Below are 15,653 nucleotides of genomic sequence, written 5' to 3' on the forward strand. Positions count from 1 at the left end.
TTTCCGCCCCCGTCCGGTTGCCGCTGCGGCGCTGATCGTGTTCCGGCTCAACCGGATCCGGACTCGTCGGGGCCGGTGACGAAGCGCCGGATCACGCCGTCCGACACCGTGAACTCCCAGGCGGTGTCGATGTCGTTCCAGATGTCGTTGTGGAAGCGGGCGCTCACGGACAGGCCGTCGGGCGACTCGCGCACGACCTCCATCCGCGCGTGCGAGGAGAACAGCTCCCGCTCCACCCACGCGTGGAGGTCCCGCTCGGTGCCGACGTCGATCACGGTGGCGTCCTCGGCGAGGACGGTCCAGAGGGCTTGCTGGTCCTGGGCGTTGACCGCGTCGACGAAGGCGCGTACCGCCGGGTGGGAAGGCCTGGCGCTGGAGGAGGTCATCTCCGGTGCTCTCCTGGTGGTTCCTGGTGGTGTCCGACCGGGTCCTGGCCGTGGTGGGGCGGGGCGGCCGGTCAGCCGTCGGTGACGGCCCGGTGCAGGGCGTGGGTGTCCTCGAACAGGTGGTAGCGCGCGACCCGGCCGTCGACGACCGTGAGGTGCGCGGCGAACGGCGTGGTCAGCGGCTTGCCGGTGGCTTTGACGGTGTCCCGCAGATGGCCGATGATCACGCCGTGCTCGCCGTCGACGACGATGTGCGTGACGGTGAACTCCTCCGGCTGCAGATACTCGTGGAGCGTGGTGAAGAAGTGCGTCACGCCCTTGTGCCCGGTGTGGTGCCCCGACCACGGCACCGCCGGGGAGCCGGGGGCGAGGAATTCCGCCGACTCGGAGAACAGCCGCACCGCACCGTCCAGGTCCCGGTCCGTGAGCCGGGCCAGATAGGCGTCGATCACTTCTCTGGTGGCCTGTGCGGACGTCTCGGGGGAGTGCGTGGACATCTCACCAACTCCTCGTCTGTCGCTGACGGCAGGACCGGCCGCACGGCCGGCCCCGCTGCTGGTCGTGGAGTCCCAGTGTGGTGCGCCTGTGGCGGGGAGCGTAAGGCAGTCGCCGGTTTCGCGCCACGAGTTGGCGGTGCACCGTGGGTGGCTCCGCGTGTCGGCAGGTGAGGGAGGGGGCCGGGGGGCAGGGGGGTACCCCCGGACGGGGGTGCCGCGCCGGACGGGGGGCCGGACGCCGGGCCGCGCCGGGCGGGAGGCTCGGATCCCCGCTCCCGGAGGCCCGGCCGACGGCGTGGCGGCATGACGGCATGACGGCGCGGCGGTGCGATGGCGGCGCGGCGGGCCGACGAACCGCCGCACCGGCGGACGGGCTGACGGGGATCGCGGGGGCGACGCCCTAGCCTGTGGTCCCGACTCCCGCACCGGCCCTAGCACTGGTCCTCGCACCGGCTCTCGCACCGGCCCTCGTACTCACCTTGGAGCGCACACCGCCATGCAGCCCGTACCGGAACTCCCGTTCCCCGACGCCCACCGACCGGACGACGCCCCCGCGCCGCACCCGCTGCTCGCGCCCGTGACGGATCTGCTCGGCACCTGGCACGGCCTGGGCGACGGCGGATACCCCACGCTCGACGGGGACTTCGCGTACGCGCAGGAAGTCACCTTCCGCCACGACGGGCGGCCCTTCCTGCGGTACGAGGCCCGGGCCTGGATCCTCGACGCCGACGGCGCGCCTTCGCGCCCGGCGGCCCGGGAGAGCGGCTGGTGGCGGCTCCAGGCCGACGGTCACGTGGAGGCGGTCATCTCCCAGCCCACCGGCATCGTGGAGATCGCGACCGGCGTCGCGGCCGACCGCACCGTCGACGTCTCCACCCATCAGGTGGCCCTCACGCCCACCGCCAAACGGGTCGACGCCACCCGCCGCCGCTACGCCCTGGCCGACGACGGCACGCTCACGTTCACCCACGACCTCGCGGCGGTCGGCCGGCCGCTCCAGCACCACCTCTCGGCCACGCTGCGCCGCGCCCGCTAGCCGCCCAGGACGCCGCGGCCACCGCGGACCGGACGCCCGACGGCGGCCCGGGAGACGGTGGCGCGGCTGTCCCGGCCGACAAGACGCCGTGCTCGGCGCGGTGGTGGGGGCGTGCGCGCGGTCGTGCCGCGCGCGGGCGGGTTCGAGGTTTCAAGCCAACTCCCGTGTCGCATAGCTCAGATGCCGGCGCAGCCATTCGGCCATCAGGTCGCAAGGCCCGCGCGGTGCGTACGACCCCTGGCCGTCAGGTCAGGGGTCATCAATGAGCAGGCGGCACCGGGCGCTCGGGGCACGGTGCCGTGGCACGCCCCCCCCACAAGAGGCCCGCCACGGGCCCGCACAGAGGAGGACCTCCCATGCGTCGTCGACTTGCCACCCTGGCCGTGAGCGCCGCCGCCCTCACGCTCGGGACGGGCCTCGCGGCCGCCCCGGCCTCCGCCGTCCCGGCGGACAAGGCGCAGGTGCTCAGCCGCTGGACGCAGACCGACGCGGGCAGCTACAACGCCTGGGCCGCGGCCCGCGCCAACCAGGGCGCGTGGAGCGCGTACCAGTTCAATTGGTCCACGGACTACTGCTCCTCGTCCCCGGACAACCCCTTCGGCTTCCCCTTCCAGACGTCCTGCGCCCGGCACGACTTCGGCTACCGCAACTACAAGGAGATGGGCACCTTCAGTGCCAACAAGGCGCGGATCGACAGCGCCTTCTACGCCGATCTGAAGAGAGTCTGCGCGAACTACAGCGGCGCGAAGAAGGCCGCCTGCGACGCGACGGCCTGGACGTACTACCAGGCCGTCGACAAGCTCGGGAGCGTAGCGCCGACGCGAACCGAGTCGGCGGCCTGACCCGGCCCTGAGGGGCGGGGCCCCGCCCCTCAGGGCCGGTGGAACCGCACCTCGGGGAAGCGGGCCGAGGGGCCCGTGAGCAGGGGTGCGTTCCGTCCCCGCAGGTGGGTGTCGACGAACGCGGTGACGTACGCGCGCGTGAGGGCGTCGGCGCGGTCGCCGTCCAGGCGCTGCTGCGGCAGGCCGAGCCGCTTGCCCAGCGGCGCCAGGTCGGTGAACGAGGTGTGCTCGGTGTCGTCCACGGTCAACCAGCGCTTCCAGCCGGTGAGTTCGGCCCAGGTCTCGTCCCAGGTCCGGTCCGGGCCGCCGGGGACGTGGCTCGGCTTGCCCAGCATCAGCAGCGGCCGGTCGAGAGGCGTGTCGTTGGGGAAGTGGAAGTTGCCGTCCATGTTGACCGCGGCCCGCACGCGGGCGTCGCGCAGCAGGGCGGGAACGGTGCTGAAGCCGCCCGCCGAGTGTCCGGCCATGGCGACGCGGCCGGGGTCGAGGCGCGGGCCGCCGCGCCAGGCCGGGCGCTCGCCGGTGAGTTCGTCGAGGACGAAGGAGACGTCGGCGGCCCGCACCGCGCCCACCTTGGGGTAGTCCCGGTGCGCGCACGCCACGCAGGTCGTCGGGGGCCCGTCGGGGAAGGAGATGCCGTCGGCCTCGTAGTTGTGCCCGATCGCGGCGACGGCGTAGCCGCGGCTCGCCAGCTCCTCGGCGAGCCCCGTCAGGGTGGCCCGGGGCATGCCGAAGCCCGGCGAGAGCACGACCAGGGGCAGACCGCCGCGCGCCCGCACCGGCGCGGCCCGGACGGTGGCATGGGTGACCACCGTGCTCAGGACGTCCTTCGGCACCTCCGGCGGAAGGCCCTCCGCGTTGGCTTCGAGGTACGTCCTCGACTCGTCGGCCGTCATGTACGGGGCGCGCGTGCCCGAGGGCTTCGCGGCCGGGTACCAGACGGAGACCATCAGCTCCCGCCGCTGCCCGGGCACCCACGGATCCGCCCGGTCCGCGTCCTTGAGGTGCACCACGGCCATCCCGACCGCCTGCTTCCCCGTGGGCTCGGGCAGCTCAGGGGCGGCCGCGCGCGCCGGTGGCGACGGGGCTTCGGCGCGGGCCGCCGCCGTGGGGACGGAGACGGTGAGCGCGGCGGCGAGGGCCGCGCAGGCGGCGAGGAACGTGCGTCTCATGGAGGACCTTTCGACCGGCGTCCCTTCACGACGGGAGCGTCGTGAAGCGCTGCCCTCACGCTAGGCACGGCCGGGCGAGCGGCCATCGGCCCCTGGCTGACATCTCCGGCACCCGGGTACACCCGTGGGGCTACAGCCAGGGGTGACGCGCTCCTGCGGCGGGCCGCGAACCCCTCCCGGGCCCCTGGGTGGCGAGATCGGCACGGTGACAGGTGCGCAACCCCCTATAGCCGATGACAAGCCTGGTGGCCGCGTGTTTGGGTGGGCCGCCCGTGCAGCACAGGCCCCGTCAGCCGGGGCGGAGAAGGGGGATCCATGACGTTCACCAAGGTGTCCACGCGCGTCCTCGCGCCGCTGGCCGGAGCCGCGCTCGCGGCCGTGACCCTGGTGTCGCCCGCGGCGGCCGCGCCCGAGCACTGGGCCGAGGGGGAGGCCCACTACGCCAACTCCAGGCAGGTGATCACCCCGAACCACGGCACGGAGGGCGCGCGGATCGTGGCCCGCGTGGACTGGGAGACGGGCAAGGGCGCCGTCTACGGCAACCTGTGGGACATCAAGAGGGGGGACGGCAACGACTCCCGCATCGAGGCCGGTTACTCCGCTCTGAGCGGCGGCACCTGGAAACCGGTCGTCCGTACCCTCAACACCGTCAAGGACACGAGCGACAGCGGAGTGCACACCAGTCTGCACACCGACCCCGGCGTGAAGATCAAGGACCTCAGGATCAGGGCCTGTTCCGTCAACAGCGCGGGTGCCTACGTGTGGTGCGGCGACTGGGTGTAGTCCGGCCGGGGCCCGCGGTGACCCGCGGGCCCCGGCCCCCTAGTGGATGCCCGCTCCGTACGCCGTGAGGGCCTCGGTGACGGGCTGGAAGTACATGGGCCCCTTGCGGCCGCCGCCGCACCCTATGGTGCCGCCCGAGGTCAGGCCGAGCGCGGTGTCGCCCGCGAACATCGAGCCGCCGCTGTCGCCCCGGTCCGCGCAGACCGCGGCCTTGATGAGGCCCTTGACCGTGCCCTGCTGGTAGTTCACGGTCGCGTCGAGCGCCATCACCTCGCCGCCGCGCAGCTGTGTGGTTCTGCCGCTGCGCTGGATCTTCTGGCCGACGATCGCCTCGCCCGCCTTGGTGATGGGCTGGGCGGTGCCGTTGTAGAGGTTGACCTCGCTGGGGTGGGCGGTGTTCGCGGTGTAGCGCACCAGGGCGAAGTCGTCGCCGGGGAAGCGCGAGTCCTCCATGGTGCCCACGGCCGAACCGCTCGTCGGGGACCAGACGGAGCCCGCCTTGCCGCAGTGGCCCGCGGTGAGGAAGTACGGCTTGCCGTCCTTGACGACGTTGAAGCCGAGCGAGCAGCCGCCGCCGCTGCGCCGGATGCCGTCCCCGCCCGAGAGGCTCGGCGCGAGCTCGCCCGGGACGCGGCGCAGCGAGGCCCGGTCGCCGAGCCCGTCCACCACCGCGCGGAGGCGTGCGAGCGCGGCGCCCCTGACCGTGCGGTCGGCGACGACCTCGACCCGGTTGCTCCTGGGGTCGGCCGACCAGGAGGTGCCCGCGATCGTGGCCCGCCGCTCCAGGACGCGCTGGGCGGCGCCCAGTTCCCGCAGCGAGTGGCGCACGATCCGGGCCCGGGCGCCGTGCTCCTCGGCCTGCCGGGCGGCCGCCCGGTCGAGGACGTTGACGACGAGGGCGCGGTGCGCGGCGTCGTAGTAGCTGCCCGCCGAGCGCGCACCGAGCTCGCCCCGCAGGGCCCCGGCGAGTTCCGCGGCCGCCGGGGCGGCGAGCCGCTCGGGCGCGTCCGCGCCCGTCCGCGGCGAGGCCGTCGCGTGCGGCACCGCCATCGCGGTGCCGAGCAGGGCGGCGGCGCCGAACCCGGCGAGCACCGCGCGCCGGGACGGCCGACTAGATCTGAACATGACAATCCTCCGTGGGGGTGGGAAGAACAAGGACGGTCGGAGACGGGGGGTCAGCCGGTGGCCGGGGTCGGGGACGAGCCCGCGGCGAACCGGTGCGGGCGGCCGGAGCCGTCGGCGGGAACGGTGAAGAGCGTGGGCGTGCCGTCGACCGGACGGGCGTAGGCGAGCGTGTCGTCGTCCAGCCACGCGGGCTGGTCGTCCACGTGTGCGGTCTCCGCGAGCGCCACGTCCGCGCGCACGACCGGGCGGGCGCCGCGGCCGAGGCGGAGCACGTGCAGACGCCAACGGCCGTGCTCCGTGCGCTTCTTGTACGCGATGCGCCGGCCGTCCGGCGACAGGGACGGGCACTCGACGTTGCGGCGGACCGCGGTCAGGGTGCGCCGGACGAGGTCGCCCCGCATCAGCCAGGTGCGGCCCTTGGAGGCCATCGTCGCGTAGAAGGTGCGGTCGTCGGCGGCGAAGGTGACGCCCCAGAAGTTGACGTCCTGCTCCCGGTAGCGCTCGCCGTCGACGATCGGCTCGAAGTCCTCCAGGGAGCCGTAGTGGTGGCCGTCGCGCAGGTCGTAGACGCCCGCCGTGGTGGAGAACCGGCCGGGCACGGCGTACGAGTCGCCGGTGCGGAACACGGTCCAGCTCACCAGGTGTCCGGACGGCGAGACCCGGGCCCGGCTCGGGGCGCCCCACACGGGCAGCGTGACCTCGGGCTCGCGCGCGCCGCCGGTGTAGACGCGGACCTGCGCGGACTGCGCGGACAGCGGCCCGGGGCGGGTGCGCACGCAGATCAGGGTGGACCGGGCGGTGGCCGCGCGCTGGCAGGTGGGGCCGTCGCCGATCGCCGTACCGCGCGGGGTCACCTGCCGGACCCGGTCGCGGTCGACGTACACCACGGTCCCGTGGCGGTCCAGGCGCAGGTGCAGTCCGTCCTGCGCGGCCGCCGCCTCGCCGCGGCGCCACAGGACGTACGCGGCGGCCGTCACGAGCAGCACCACGGTGAGCAGCACGCCCAGCAAGGTCCGTGCGCGCGTCATCACTTCCTCCTTCTCGACAGGGCCGCGGCCACCGCCACGACGACCAGCAGGGCCACCGCGAAGGCGGCGAAGGCCGGGGCCAGGCCCGCGGTGGCCGCGACCGCCCCGAAGGCCACCGCGCCGCTCGCCCGCGCGAGCGCCTGGGAGGTCTGGACGACCGCGAGCCCGGTCGTCCGCGCCCGCACCGGGAGCCGGGGCCCGACGTGCGCGATCAGCACGCCGTCGGTGGCGGCGTAGAACAGCCCGTACAGGGCGAGGACCACGACGGCCGTCGCCACGGCGGCCGGTGCGGCGGCCACGCATGCGTAGGCGACGAGCAGGACCCCGTGCCCGGCGAGGAAGAGCCGCCAGCGGCCGACGCGGTCGGCGAGCCGCCCCAGCGGCGCCGCCGCCACCGTGAACACCAGCGCCGTCGCCACCGGAAGGAGCGGCAGCACCCGCGCGGGCAGGTCCGTCCGCTGCTGGAGAGCGACGTACAGGAACATGTCACCGGCGGTCGCCAGGCCGAGGAGCCCCGAGGTGAGGACCACCCCGCGAACGTCCCGGGCGCCGAGCGCCGTCAGACACGCGCGCGTGACCCGGGTCCTGCCCGGTGCGGACGGCACGCGGTCGGGCCGTACGCAGACGCCCAGGAGCACCACCCCGGCCACGGCGAGGAAGAAGCTGACCACGAAGACCGCGTCGTAGTCGCCGGGGACGGCGAGCAGCACGGCGAAGGCGAACAGCGGGCCGAGGAGGGCACCCGCCGCGTCCATCGCCCGGTGCGCGCCGAACGCCCGGCCCAGGTGCTCCTCGGGCGTGGCACCGGTGATGAGCGCGTCGCGGGGCGCGGTCCGCAGGCCCTTTCCGGTGCGGTCGGCGGCGAGCAGCAGCCCGACGCTGCCGGCCGACGTGCCGACCCAGGGAAGACCGAGCTTGGTGAGGGCGGACAGGCCGTAGCCGACGGCGGCGACGGCCTTGGGGCGGCCGAGGCGGTCCGCCGCGTAGCCGCCGCCGAGCCGGAGCAGCGCGGTGGCGCCGGTGTAGAGCCCGTCGAGGGCGCCGAGTTGGAGGTAGCCGACGCCGATGCCGTACATCAGGTACAGCGGCAGGACCGCGGTGACCATCTCGGCCGACGCGTCGGTGACGAGGCTGACCGCGCCGAGCGCGACCACGGTGGGGGGTACCCGGGCCCGCGCGCCGCGCGACCGCGGCGGGTCGGCCCGGGGGCGGGCGCCGTCGGCCGCCCGCGTCTGTGCGAGATACATCGACACACTCCTCACACTCCAAGGGCTCGGGGAGAGCGGAGGGGCGCGGTGGCGTGGGGGTGACCGCGCCCCTCGGCGGGCGGACCGGAGCCGCCGGATCCGCCCGGTCGGGGACGGCGACTCAGCGCGCCGCTCCCGACGGTCCCTTGGGGTGGCACGTGCCGGACACGGAGTCGGTGAAGGTGCGCCCGTCGACGGGGCGGAAGGTGAAGCTGTAGCCGGTCGCCGACAGGTCGAACTGGCCCACGCCGAAGGTGCGGTTGTGGAAGACCTCGGAGGGGCCCTTCGACGTGCTGGTCTTCGAGTAGAGGGCGCGGCCGCCGGTGCCGATGACGAACTGGCGCAGGCCGTTCGCCGCGTCCTTCCTGCCGTCGGCCATCGCGGGCGCGAACCGCTCGTAGTGGTGGTCGTGCCCGTTCACCACCACGTCCGCCTTGTGGTCCGTGAGGATCTTGTAGTGGCTCGACATCCGGCTCTGGTCGCCGTGGTCGCCGGACGAGAACCGGGGGTGGTGCCAGTAGGCCATCGTGCACGGCTTGGTGGAGGCGGACAGGTCCTTGTCCAGCCACTGGCGCTGGGCGGTGTCGGCGGACGAGCCGAGGTTGGAGTTGAGCGCGACCATGTGCCAGTCACCGACGTCGAAGCTGTAGTAGCCCTTGCCGCGCTCGCCGACCGTGACGCCGTTGCCGCTGAAGTAGTCGAAGTAGCCCTTGGCGCCGCTGGTCTTGTACTCGTGGTTGCCGGGCGACGGGTGCACGATCTTGTTGAACCCGCCCCAGTACGGGGCGTACCGCTGGCGGTAGTCCGAGGCCGATCCGGAGTCGTACGCGTTGTCGCCCGCGGTCAGCAGCGCCTGCGGGTTCATCTTCGTGATCAGCGGTGCGGTCTGGTCGCAGGCGGAGCCGCAGACGTCGCCCGCGACCGCGACGGTGACGGCGCCGGACGCGTCGCGCCCCGCGTCCCCGCCGTCGGGGTGGAGCGGGGCCGAGACGGCGAGGCCGCCGCCGAGCCCGGCCACCGCGACGACGCCGAGCACGGTGCTCCAGACGACTCTGCGGACGGGTTTCACGTGGTTCATCAGAGGTCCCTCCGTGGGGGATGCGCGGCCTCGCGGCGCCGATGACGCCCACGAGGAAGCTCGGGACAGGTGGGGGAAGAGGCTCCGGAAGAAGCCGCTGCCCGGTAAGGAACCACGGCCGCCGGAAAGCGCCCAGGAATATCCCGCACCGGACTGGATAACTCCGGACGGGCCGGGGATAGCATGCGGCGCCATGGAATTCAGCCGGACTCTCGGGAATGCCCTCGCCGCGCGCGGGCTTAGTCTGGACCAGCTCGCCAGGGAATTGCGGACACGGGGAACACCGGTCAGCACCAGCACGCTCAGCGCGTGGCAGACCGGGCAGAGCCGCCCCGAAAGGGCCGCCTCGCTCGCCGCCGTCACGGTCCTGGAAGAGGTCCTCGCCCTGCCGCCCGGGCGGCTGCGCGCCGCGCTGCCCCCGCGCAGGCCGCGCGGCAGGCCCCCGGTGGCGGCCGAGACGGCGGCCGCCCTGCGCGGCCAGTGGGGCGACCAGGCCGACGCGGTGCTGCGCACCCTGGCCAAGCTCGACGCCGACTGGATCGACCTGGCCGTGCCCCGGCCGCTGTCGTACCGCGTCCGCACGCACATCGGGGCCGCGGGGCAGGAGCTGGTGATGCACGTCAGCCGCGTCCTGGCCGGGGGCTCCGCGGGCGCGACCCGGATGATCTACGTGACGCGCTACGCCCGGCTGCCGCAGGCCCCGCGCGTGCGGCTGACCCGGGGCTGTCGCCTGGGCCGGTTCCGCGGCGACCCGGAGTCGGGCGTGAGCGCCTTCGAGTTCCTGCTCGACCCGCCGCTGCGCGCGGGGGGTCTGGCCCTGACGGAGTTCGGCATCACCTTTCCACCGCGGCAGACGGACCGTTTCACCAAGATTCGCGCCCATCGGGGAACGCGGGACGTGGTCCTGGAGGCCGTCTTCGACGATGGTTACCGACCGGCGCGCTGCCGGGCCTTCTTCCAGGAATCCGAGAGCTCGGCGCAGACGATCCTGCGCGAGCTGTCCGGCGGCGAGGCGCAGGGGCACTTCCAGTACATCGAATTCAATCCGACGCCGGGAATCTACGGAATTCTCTGGGAATAGCGGAACGTGCCGTTCGGGGGTTCTCCCTACCCCGCGTCGGCCGGGTGGCCCGACCCCGCGGGGCCCGGTGGCCCGACCTCGCATGGGCCCGCTGGCCGGATGGATCAGTTCCACTTGATCGCGGAGGCTGAGCACGTCGCGGTGTCCGACCGGCACAGCCCGATCGGACACCGCGGCATCCCGACCGAACTGTGTGATGTTCGACCGCTAGGAGACCCTGTGTTCAGCCTCAAGTCCTCCCGCCGCACCGTGGCGCGCACCGCCGCGGTGGCCCTCGCCGGAGCGGCGTGTGCCGCCATGATGACCGGCAGCGCCGAAGCCATCGTCAACGGGAAGGACTCCACCCAGCGTTACCCGGCCATGGTGTCGATTCCCGTGACGGTCACGGCCGACCCCACGCTCAAGGGCGTCTGCGGCGGCTCGCTGATCGACGAGAAGTGGGTGCTCACGGCCGCCCACTGCGTGGACCCGGCCCTCGTCACCCTGGACGGCACCGTCCGGATCGGCAGCGACTGGAGGAAGTCCGGGGGCACGGTCAGGAACGTCGTGAAGACGGTGTCCCACCCGAAGTACAAGAACGGCGAGGGCGAGGGGCCCAACCGCAACGACCTCGCGCTGATCCGTCTCGACCGCCCGGTCGCCGAGAAGCCCATCCGCATCGCCGACAAGCCGGGGCGGCCCGGCACCCCGACGCGGCTCCTGGGCTTCGGCACCGTCGTCAACGCCTCCGACCCCACCGAGTGGGTCTTCCCCGACCGGCTCCAGGAGCTCGACACGCGCAGGGGAGCGGTCTCCGAGTGCGCGCCCGGCTACGCCGACAGCACCCGCCTGTGCACGATCAGCCGGGTGCCGAAGGCCATGGCGTGCAACGGCGACTCCGGCGGCCCGCAGATCCAGCGGGACCGCAAGGGGCGCTGGGAACTCATCGGCGTCACCTCGGGCCCCGGCGCCCCGGGCGTGCCCTGCAGCGAGGGCCCGGGGCTCTACACCAGCGCGCCCGCCTACGCGGGCTGGATCCACCAGGCCATCGGCCGCAACGGCTGATCCGAGGCGCCGACGCGACGCGCGGCGGAGACCGACGGGCGGGGGGCGTCAGACGGCGAAGACCTGTGAGTCGTCCGCGAACGCCTTGAACTCCAGGGCGTTCCCGGCCGGGTCGAGCAGGAACATCGTCCACTGCTCGCCCTTCTGCCCCTCGAATCGGACATAGGGCTCGATCACGAAGTCGGTGCCCGCCGATCGCAGCCGCTCGGCCAGCGCGTGGAACGCCGGGACGGTCAGGAGCAGGCCGAAGTGCGGCACCGGCACGTCATGGCCGTCGACCGGGTTGTGCATGCGCGGCGCGCGCTCCGGCGCGAGGTGCGTGACGAACTGGTGCCCGTGCAGGTTCCAGTCGACCCAGGTGTCCGAGCTGCGGCCCTGCTCCAGTCCGAGCACGCCGCCGTAGAAGCGTCGGGCGGCCTCCAGGTCGTCGACCGGCATGGCCAGGTGGAACCGAGGGGCGGGGGAGTCGGGGCCGGTCATGGGGCCGCCTTTCAGGAGCGTTCGGGTGTTACGGAACTGACACTGCGACTCTTCCTGCCCAGGACCGCGCCCGCGAACCCTCGGCCCCGCCGCCCCCTTCCGGCGAGCACGAGCTGCGCCCGGCCGACTGCCCTCCGGCGAGGACGAGTTGCGCCCGGCCGACCGCCCTCCAGCGCGGGCGAGCTCCCCTGCCCAACCCCCATGCACCGCTGGCGAGTTGTGGTCCCGCGCCCCATAGGCCGGGACCACCGCCGCTCCTACAGTCCCCGCGTATGACCGAGACCGGAGCCGCACCGCACGACCGCCGCCGGGCCGGCGCAGCCGCCCTGGCCGCCGCCCTCCTCTTCGCCTTCGTACCGGCCCTGCTGCCGGGCGTCCCACCCGCCGTCGCCGCGCCGCAGCGCAGCGATGCCGCGGCCGTCAAGGAAGTCACCGGATTCGGCACCAACCCGGGCCTGTTGCGGATGTTCCGCTACGTCCCCGACGGGCTGCCCGCGGGACGGCCCGTGGTCGTCGTCCTGCACGGCTGCACCCAGAACGCCGCCGGATACGGCACCGGCAGCGGCTGGACCGAACTCGCGGACCGGTGGGGGTTCTCCCTCGTACTGCCGCAGCAGCAGCCCGTCAACAACATCTCCTCGTGCTTCAACTGGTTCCAGACCACCGACACCGCACGCGGCCGGGGCGAGGCCGCGTCCGTCGCGCAGATGGTCGACCGGCACCTCGCCGACCTCGCGGGCGATCCCCGGCGCGTGTACGTCACCGGGCTCTCCGCGGGCGGCGGGATGACCTCGGTGATGATGGCCGCGTACCCGGAGCGGTTCGCGGCGGGCGGCGTCGTCGCGGGGCTCCCGTACGGCTGTGCCCAGGCCGCCGCCTCGCCCTGGGTGTGCATGAGTTCCGGCGGCGGGCTCGGCCCGAGGCAGTGGGGCGACCGGGTGCGGGCCGCGCGGCCCGGCTACGGCGGCCCCTGGCCCGTGCTCACCGTCCTGCACGGCACCGCCGACCCGAAGGTGAACGCCGTCAACATGACGGATCTGACGGAGCAGTGGACCGACGTGCACGGAGCCGACCTGACCCCCGACGTCACCGACACCGTCGCGGGCCATCCGCACCAGGTCTTCCGGGGGCCGGACGGCGCCCCCGCCGTGGAGACGTACGGCATCACCGGCATGGCGCACGGCCAGCCCGTCGACCCCGGCACGGGCGGCGAGCAGTGCGGCACGGCCGGGGCCAACCTCCTGGACGTCGGCCTCTGCGCGGCCTACCGCCTCGGCCGCGCCTGGGGCCTCGACACCTGACCCGGGCCGTGCGGCCGCAGGCGTACTCATGGAGCCGGACGCCACAGAGCCGGTGGTGACTGTGGTGGCCGACCCCATGGGCACGCCTCCGCGCCGACCCTAGGTTTCCGGCTATGACCAGCGGACCTCACCTCAACTCCGGCGCCCGCGGGGCCCCTTCGGCGGCCGTGGACCTGCGCGGCCGCACCGCCCTCGTCACCGGCGGCGGCAGCGGCATCGGCCGCGCCTGCGCGACGGCCCTCGCGGCGGCGGGCGCCGACACGCACGTCGTGGACATCGACGCGGCCGCCGCGAAGGCCGTCGCCGACGCCGTCGGCGGCCACGCCCACACCGCGGACCTCGCCGACGCGGAGGCCATCGCGGCGCTGCCCACCGCCGTCGACGTGCTCGTGAACAGCGCCGGGCTCCAGCACGTCGCCCCGCTCACCGACTTCCCGCCCGCGCGGTTCACGCTCATCCAACAGGTCATGGTCACCGCCCCGTTCCTGCTCCTGAGGCAGACCCTGCCGCACATGTACGCGCGGCGCTGGGGCCGCGCCGTCCACATCTCCAGCGTCCACGGCGGGCGCGCGAGCGCCTTCAAGAGCGCCTACGTCGCCGCCAAGCACGGCCTCGAAGGCCTCAGCAAGGTCGCCGCCGTCGAGGGCGCCCCGTACGGCGTCACCAGCAACTGCGTCAGCCCCGGCTACGTCCGCACCCCCCTCGTCGAGGGCCAGATCCACGACCAGGCCGCCGCCCACCGCGTCAGCGACGACGCCGTGGTGAGCGACGTGCTCCTGGCCCGCTCCCCGATGAAGCGACTCATCGAACCCGAGGAGGTCGCCGCGGCCGTCCTGTGGCTGTGCGGCCCGCACGCCGGGTTCGTCACCGGGACCTCCCTGCCGCTGGACGGCGGCTGGACCGCGACCTGACCACGACGGCCCCGCACTCCCCGCGCTCCCCGCACCCCGCACTCCCCGGCACCCGCACCTCAGCGCCCCGCACGACCCGCCCGGACACGTCCCCGTCGAACACCTGGAAGTGGCGCCATGGCCTCCCTGCCCAGCACCCCGCCCCCGCGCACGAGCCTGCCCCGCGTCGTCGCCGCGAGCCTGGTCGGCACCACCATCGAGTGGTACGACTTCTTCCTCTACGGCTCCGCCGCCGCGCTCGTGTTCAACGACCTGTTCTTCCCCACCGCCGACCCGCTCACCGGCACCCTCCTCGCCTTCATCACCTACGCCATCGGCTTCCTCGCCCGGCCGCTCGGCGGCGTCGTGTTCGGGCACTTCGGCGACAAGGTGGGCCGCAAGAAGCTGCTCGTCCTGAGCCTGCTCCTGATGGGCGGCGCCACCTTCGCCATGGGCCTGCTGCCCACGTACTCGGCCATCGGGGTCGGCGCCCCCGTCCTGCTCACGCTGTTGCGGCTCGTGCAGGGCTTCGCGCTCGGCGGCGAGTGGGGCGGCGCCGTCCTGCTCGTCTCCGAGCACGGGGGCGCCGCGCACCGCGGGTTCTGGGCGGCCTGGCCGCAGTCGGGCGCCCCGGGCGGCAACCTGCTCGCCACCGGCGTGCTCGCGCTGCTCGCCGCCGTGCAGTCCGAGGCCGCCTTCGAGTCCTGGGGCTGGCGCATCCCGTTCCTGCTGTCCGGCGTCCTGGTGATGGTCGGCCTGTGGATCCGCATCTCCGTCAGCGAGTCACCGCTGTTCCTCGAAGCGCGCGCCAAGGCCGAGGCCGCCGCCGCGCGCGGAGCCAAGGAGGAGACGCCCGTCGTCGAGGTGTTCCGCACCAACTGGCGGCAGGTCCTCACCGCCATCGGCACCCGCTTCGGCGAGAACATCTCGTACTACGTCCTCACCTCCTTCGTGCTCGTCTACGTCACCAAGCACCTGGACCTGCCCAAGAGCACCGCCCTGAACGCCGTCCTCATCGGCTCCGCCGTGCACTTCGCCGCCATCCCCGCCTGGGGCGCGCTGTCCGACCGGATCGGGCGACGCCCGGTGACGCTCATCGGATCGGTGGGCATGGCGCTGTGGGCCATTGTCTTCTTCGCGCTCGTCGACTCCGAGTCGTTCGCCGTGATCGCGGCGGCCGTCACCGTGGGACTGCTCCTGCACGGCGCCATGTACGGGCCGCAGGCCGCGTTCATCTCCGAGATGTTCGACACCAGGGTGCGCTACTCCGGCGCCTCCATGGGCTCGCAGCTCGCCTCCATCGTCGCGGGCGCGCTCGCCCCGATCATCGCGGTGGAACTCCTGAAGGAGTACGAGTCGTCGGCGCCCGTCGCGCTGTACCTGTGCCTGGCCGCCGTGGTCACCACCGTGACGGTGGCCCTCGCCCGCGAGACCCGGGGGCGGGACCTCGGCCACGCGGAGACGGCCGCGCAGGGGGAGACGGACGTACCAGCCGAGCCGGACGCGCCGGGCGAGCCGGGAGAGCCGGACGGGTCCGGGCAGCCGGGCACGCGGGCGGAGCCCGGCGCGCGCGGGCAGGCCACGGGCGCGCCCACGCCGGTACGCTCCGGCGACCCCTCCTGAAGCGACCCGCCGCCGAGGTCGTGGAGACCCACCGCACGTC

General features: G+C 74.0%; 16 protein-coding genes. 8 read left to right on the forward strand and 8 right to left on the reverse strand.

Annotated elements, in window-relative coordinates; translation table 11 throughout:
- Positions 1-47: 47 nt before the first annotated feature.
- Together MQV74_RS34085 and MQV74_RS34090 are read right to left on the reverse strand one after the other, a co-directional pair.
- Positions 48-386, reverse strand: coding sequence for a nuclear transport factor 2 family protein (locus MQV74_RS34085; protein ID WP_242726690.1), 339 nt, complete (start codon positions 384-386; stop codon positions 48-50).
- A gap of 71 nt (positions 387-457) precedes the next feature.
- A complete protein-coding gene (locus MQV74_RS34090) occupies positions 458-883 on the reverse strand; it encodes a nuclear transport factor 2 family protein (protein WP_242726693.1) in 426 nt (141 codons plus the stop codon).
- Positions 884-1,379: 496 nt separating this feature from the next.
- On the opposite strand from MQV74_RS34090, the gene MQV74_RS34095 reads away from it, so the two are divergent.
- Positions 1,380-1,919 carry an FABP family protein gene (locus tag MQV74_RS34095; RefSeq protein ID WP_242726696.1) on the forward strand — a complete coding sequence of 180 codons (540 nt, stop codon included), beginning with the start codon at positions 1,380-1,382 and terminating at the stop codon, positions 1,917-1,919.
- Between the two features lie 356 nt (positions 1,920-2,275).
- Complete coding sequence (locus MQV74_RS34100) at positions 2,276-2,761, forward strand: phospholipase (RefSeq protein ID WP_242726697.1); 486 nt, start codon at positions 2,276-2,278, stop codon at positions 2,759-2,761.
- 29 nt (positions 2,762-2,790) lie between these two features.
- Here the strand turns inward: MQV74_RS34100 and MQV74_RS34105 are convergent, their stop codons facing one another.
- A complete protein-coding gene (locus tag MQV74_RS34105) occupies positions 2,791-3,933 on the reverse strand; it encodes an alpha/beta hydrolase family protein (protein WP_242726700.1) in 1,143 nt (380 codons plus the stop codon).
- Between the two features lie 315 nt (positions 3,934-4,248).
- Between MQV74_RS34105 and MQV74_RS34110 the strand changes: the two genes are divergently transcribed.
- Positions 4,249-4,716 carry a hypothetical protein gene (locus tag MQV74_RS34110; protein WP_242726709.1) on the forward strand — a complete coding sequence of 156 codons (468 nt, stop codon included), beginning with the start codon at positions 4,249-4,251 and terminating at the stop codon, positions 4,714-4,716.
- 39 nt (positions 4,717-4,755) lie between these two features.
- Here the strand turns inward: MQV74_RS34110 and MQV74_RS34115 are convergent, their stop codons facing one another.
- From MQV74_RS34115 to MQV74_RS34130, 4 genes are all read right to left on the reverse strand, one after another.
- Complete coding sequence (locus MQV74_RS34115; protein ID WP_242726711.1) at positions 4,756-5,841, reverse strand: S1 family peptidase; 1,086 nt, start codon at positions 5,839-5,841, stop codon at positions 4,756-4,758.
- Positions 5,842-5,891: 50 nt separating this feature from the next.
- Positions 5,892-6,869: a TolB family protein gene (locus MQV74_RS34120; protein WP_242726713.1), complete on the reverse strand. Its 978-nt coding sequence runs from the start codon at positions 6,867-6,869 to the stop codon at positions 5,892-5,894.
- Positions 6,869-8,116, reverse strand: coding sequence for an MFS transporter (locus tag MQV74_RS34125; protein WP_242726716.1), 1,248 nt, complete (start codon positions 8,114-8,116; stop codon positions 6,869-6,871). The genes MQV74_RS34120 and MQV74_RS34125 overlap by 1 nt, the downstream gene beginning before the upstream one ends.
- A 121-nt stretch (positions 8,117-8,237) precedes the next feature.
- A complete protein-coding gene (locus tag MQV74_RS34130) occupies positions 8,238-9,194 on the reverse strand; it encodes a metallophosphoesterase family protein (protein ID WP_242726718.1) in 957 nt (318 codons plus the stop codon).
- Positions 9,195-9,387: 193 nt separating this feature from the next.
- Here MQV74_RS34130 and MQV74_RS34135 point away from each other — a divergent pair, with 193 nt between their 5' ends.
- Together MQV74_RS34135 and MQV74_RS34140 are read left to right on the forward strand one after the other, a co-directional pair.
- Entirely contained in the window at positions 9,388-10,275 is an 888-nt protein-coding gene (locus MQV74_RS34135; protein ID WP_242726720.1) for a hypothetical protein, read from the forward strand.
- 219 nt (positions 10,276-10,494) lie between these two features.
- Positions 10,495-11,319 carry a S1 family peptidase gene (locus tag MQV74_RS34140; RefSeq protein WP_242726723.1) on the forward strand — a complete coding sequence of 275 codons (825 nt, stop codon included), beginning with the start codon at positions 10,495-10,497 and terminating at the stop codon, positions 11,317-11,319.
- 48 nt (positions 11,320-11,367) lie between these two features.
- Here the strand turns inward: MQV74_RS34140 and MQV74_RS34145 are convergent, their stop codons facing one another.
- The gene (locus tag MQV74_RS34145; protein ID WP_242726725.1) at positions 11,368-11,799 is read right to left on the reverse strand and encodes a VOC family protein; all 432 of its coding nucleotides are present in this window, start codon (positions 11,797-11,799) and stop codon (positions 11,368-11,370) included.
- A 272-nt stretch (positions 11,800-12,071) separates the two neighbouring features.
- Here MQV74_RS34145 and MQV74_RS34150 point away from each other — a divergent pair, with 272 nt between their 5' ends.
- The 3 genes from MQV74_RS34150 (at position 12,072) to MQV74_RS34160 (ending at position 15,613) form a co-directional block, all read left to right on the forward strand.
- Complete coding sequence (locus MQV74_RS34150; protein ID WP_242726728.1) at positions 12,072-13,100, forward strand: extracellular catalytic domain type 1 short-chain-length polyhydroxyalkanoate depolymerase; 1,029 nt, start codon at positions 12,072-12,074, stop codon at positions 13,098-13,100.
- Between the two features lie 113 nt (positions 13,101-13,213).
- On the forward strand, positions 13,214-14,011 hold the full coding sequence (locus MQV74_RS34155) for a 3-hydroxybutyrate dehydrogenase (RefSeq protein ID WP_242726730.1): 798 nt from the start codon (positions 13,214-13,216) through the stop codon (positions 14,009-14,011).
- A gap of 117 nt (positions 14,012-14,128) precedes the next feature.
- Entirely contained in the window at positions 14,129-15,613 is a 1,485-nt protein-coding gene (locus MQV74_RS34160) for an MFS transporter (RefSeq protein ID WP_242726733.1), read from the forward strand.
- The last annotated feature ends 40 nt before the right edge of the window (positions 15,614-15,653 follow it).

The sequence above is a fragment of the Streptomyces sp. AN091965 genome (assembly GCF_022698285.1).
Lineage (GTDB): Bacteria > Actinomycetota > Actinomycetes > Streptomycetales > Streptomycetaceae > Streptomyces.

Excerpts from the sequence above, each read along its gene's own strand:
- MQV74_RS34160 (WP_242726733.1), top strand. The coding sequence starts at position 14,129 with ATGGCCTCCCTGCCCAGCACCCCGCCCCCGCGCACGAGCCTGCCCCGC.
- MQV74_RS34135 (WP_242726720.1), top strand. The coding sequence starts at position 9,388 with ATGGAATTCAGCCGGACTCTCGGGAATGCCCTCGCCGCGCGCGGGCTT.
- MQV74_RS34115 (WP_242726711.1), bottom strand. The coding sequence starts at position 5,841 with ATGTTCAGATCTAGTCGGCCGTCCCGGCGCGCGGTGCTCGCCGGGTTC.
- MQV74_RS34150 (WP_242726728.1), top strand. The coding sequence starts at position 12,072 with ATGACCGAGACCGGAGCCGCACCGCACGACCGCCGCCGGGCCGGCGCA.
- MQV74_RS34145 (WP_242726725.1), bottom strand. The coding sequence starts at position 11,799 with ATGACCGGCCCCGACTCCCCCGCCCCTCGGTTCCACCTGGCCATGCCG.
- MQV74_RS34100 (WP_242726697.1), top strand. The coding sequence starts at position 2,276 with ATGCGTCGTCGACTTGCCACCCTGGCCGTGAGCGCCGCCGCCCTCACG.
- MQV74_RS34155 (WP_242726730.1), top strand. The coding sequence starts at position 13,214 with ATGACCAGCGGACCTCACCTCAACTCCGGCGCCCGCGGGGCCCCTTCG.
- MQV74_RS34085 (WP_242726690.1), bottom strand. The coding sequence starts at position 386 with ATGACCTCCTCCAGCGCCAGGCCTTCCCACCCGGCGGTACGCGCCTTC.
- MQV74_RS34105 (WP_242726700.1), bottom strand. The coding sequence starts at position 3,933 with ATGAGACGCACGTTCCTCGCCGCCTGCGCGGCCCTCGCCGCCGCGCTC.
- MQV74_RS34095 (WP_242726696.1), top strand. The coding sequence starts at position 1,380 with ATGCAGCCCGTACCGGAACTCCCGTTCCCCGACGCCCACCGACCGGAC.
- MQV74_RS34110 (WP_242726709.1), top strand. The coding sequence starts at position 4,249 with ATGACGTTCACCAAGGTGTCCACGCGCGTCCTCGCGCCGCTGGCCGGA.
- MQV74_RS34125 (WP_242726716.1), bottom strand. The coding sequence starts at position 8,116 with ATGTATCTCGCACAGACGCGGGCGGCCGACGGCGCCCGCCCCCGGGCC.
- MQV74_RS34120 (WP_242726713.1), bottom strand. The coding sequence starts at position 6,869 with ATGACGCGCGCACGGACCTTGCTGGGCGTGCTGCTCACCGTGGTGCTG.
- MQV74_RS34090 (WP_242726693.1), bottom strand. The coding sequence starts at position 883 with ATGTCCACGCACTCCCCCGAGACGTCCGCACAGGCCACCAGAGAAGTG.
- MQV74_RS34130 (WP_242726718.1), bottom strand. The coding sequence starts at position 9,194 with ATGAACCACGTGAAACCCGTCCGCAGAGTCGTCTGGAGCACCGTGCTC.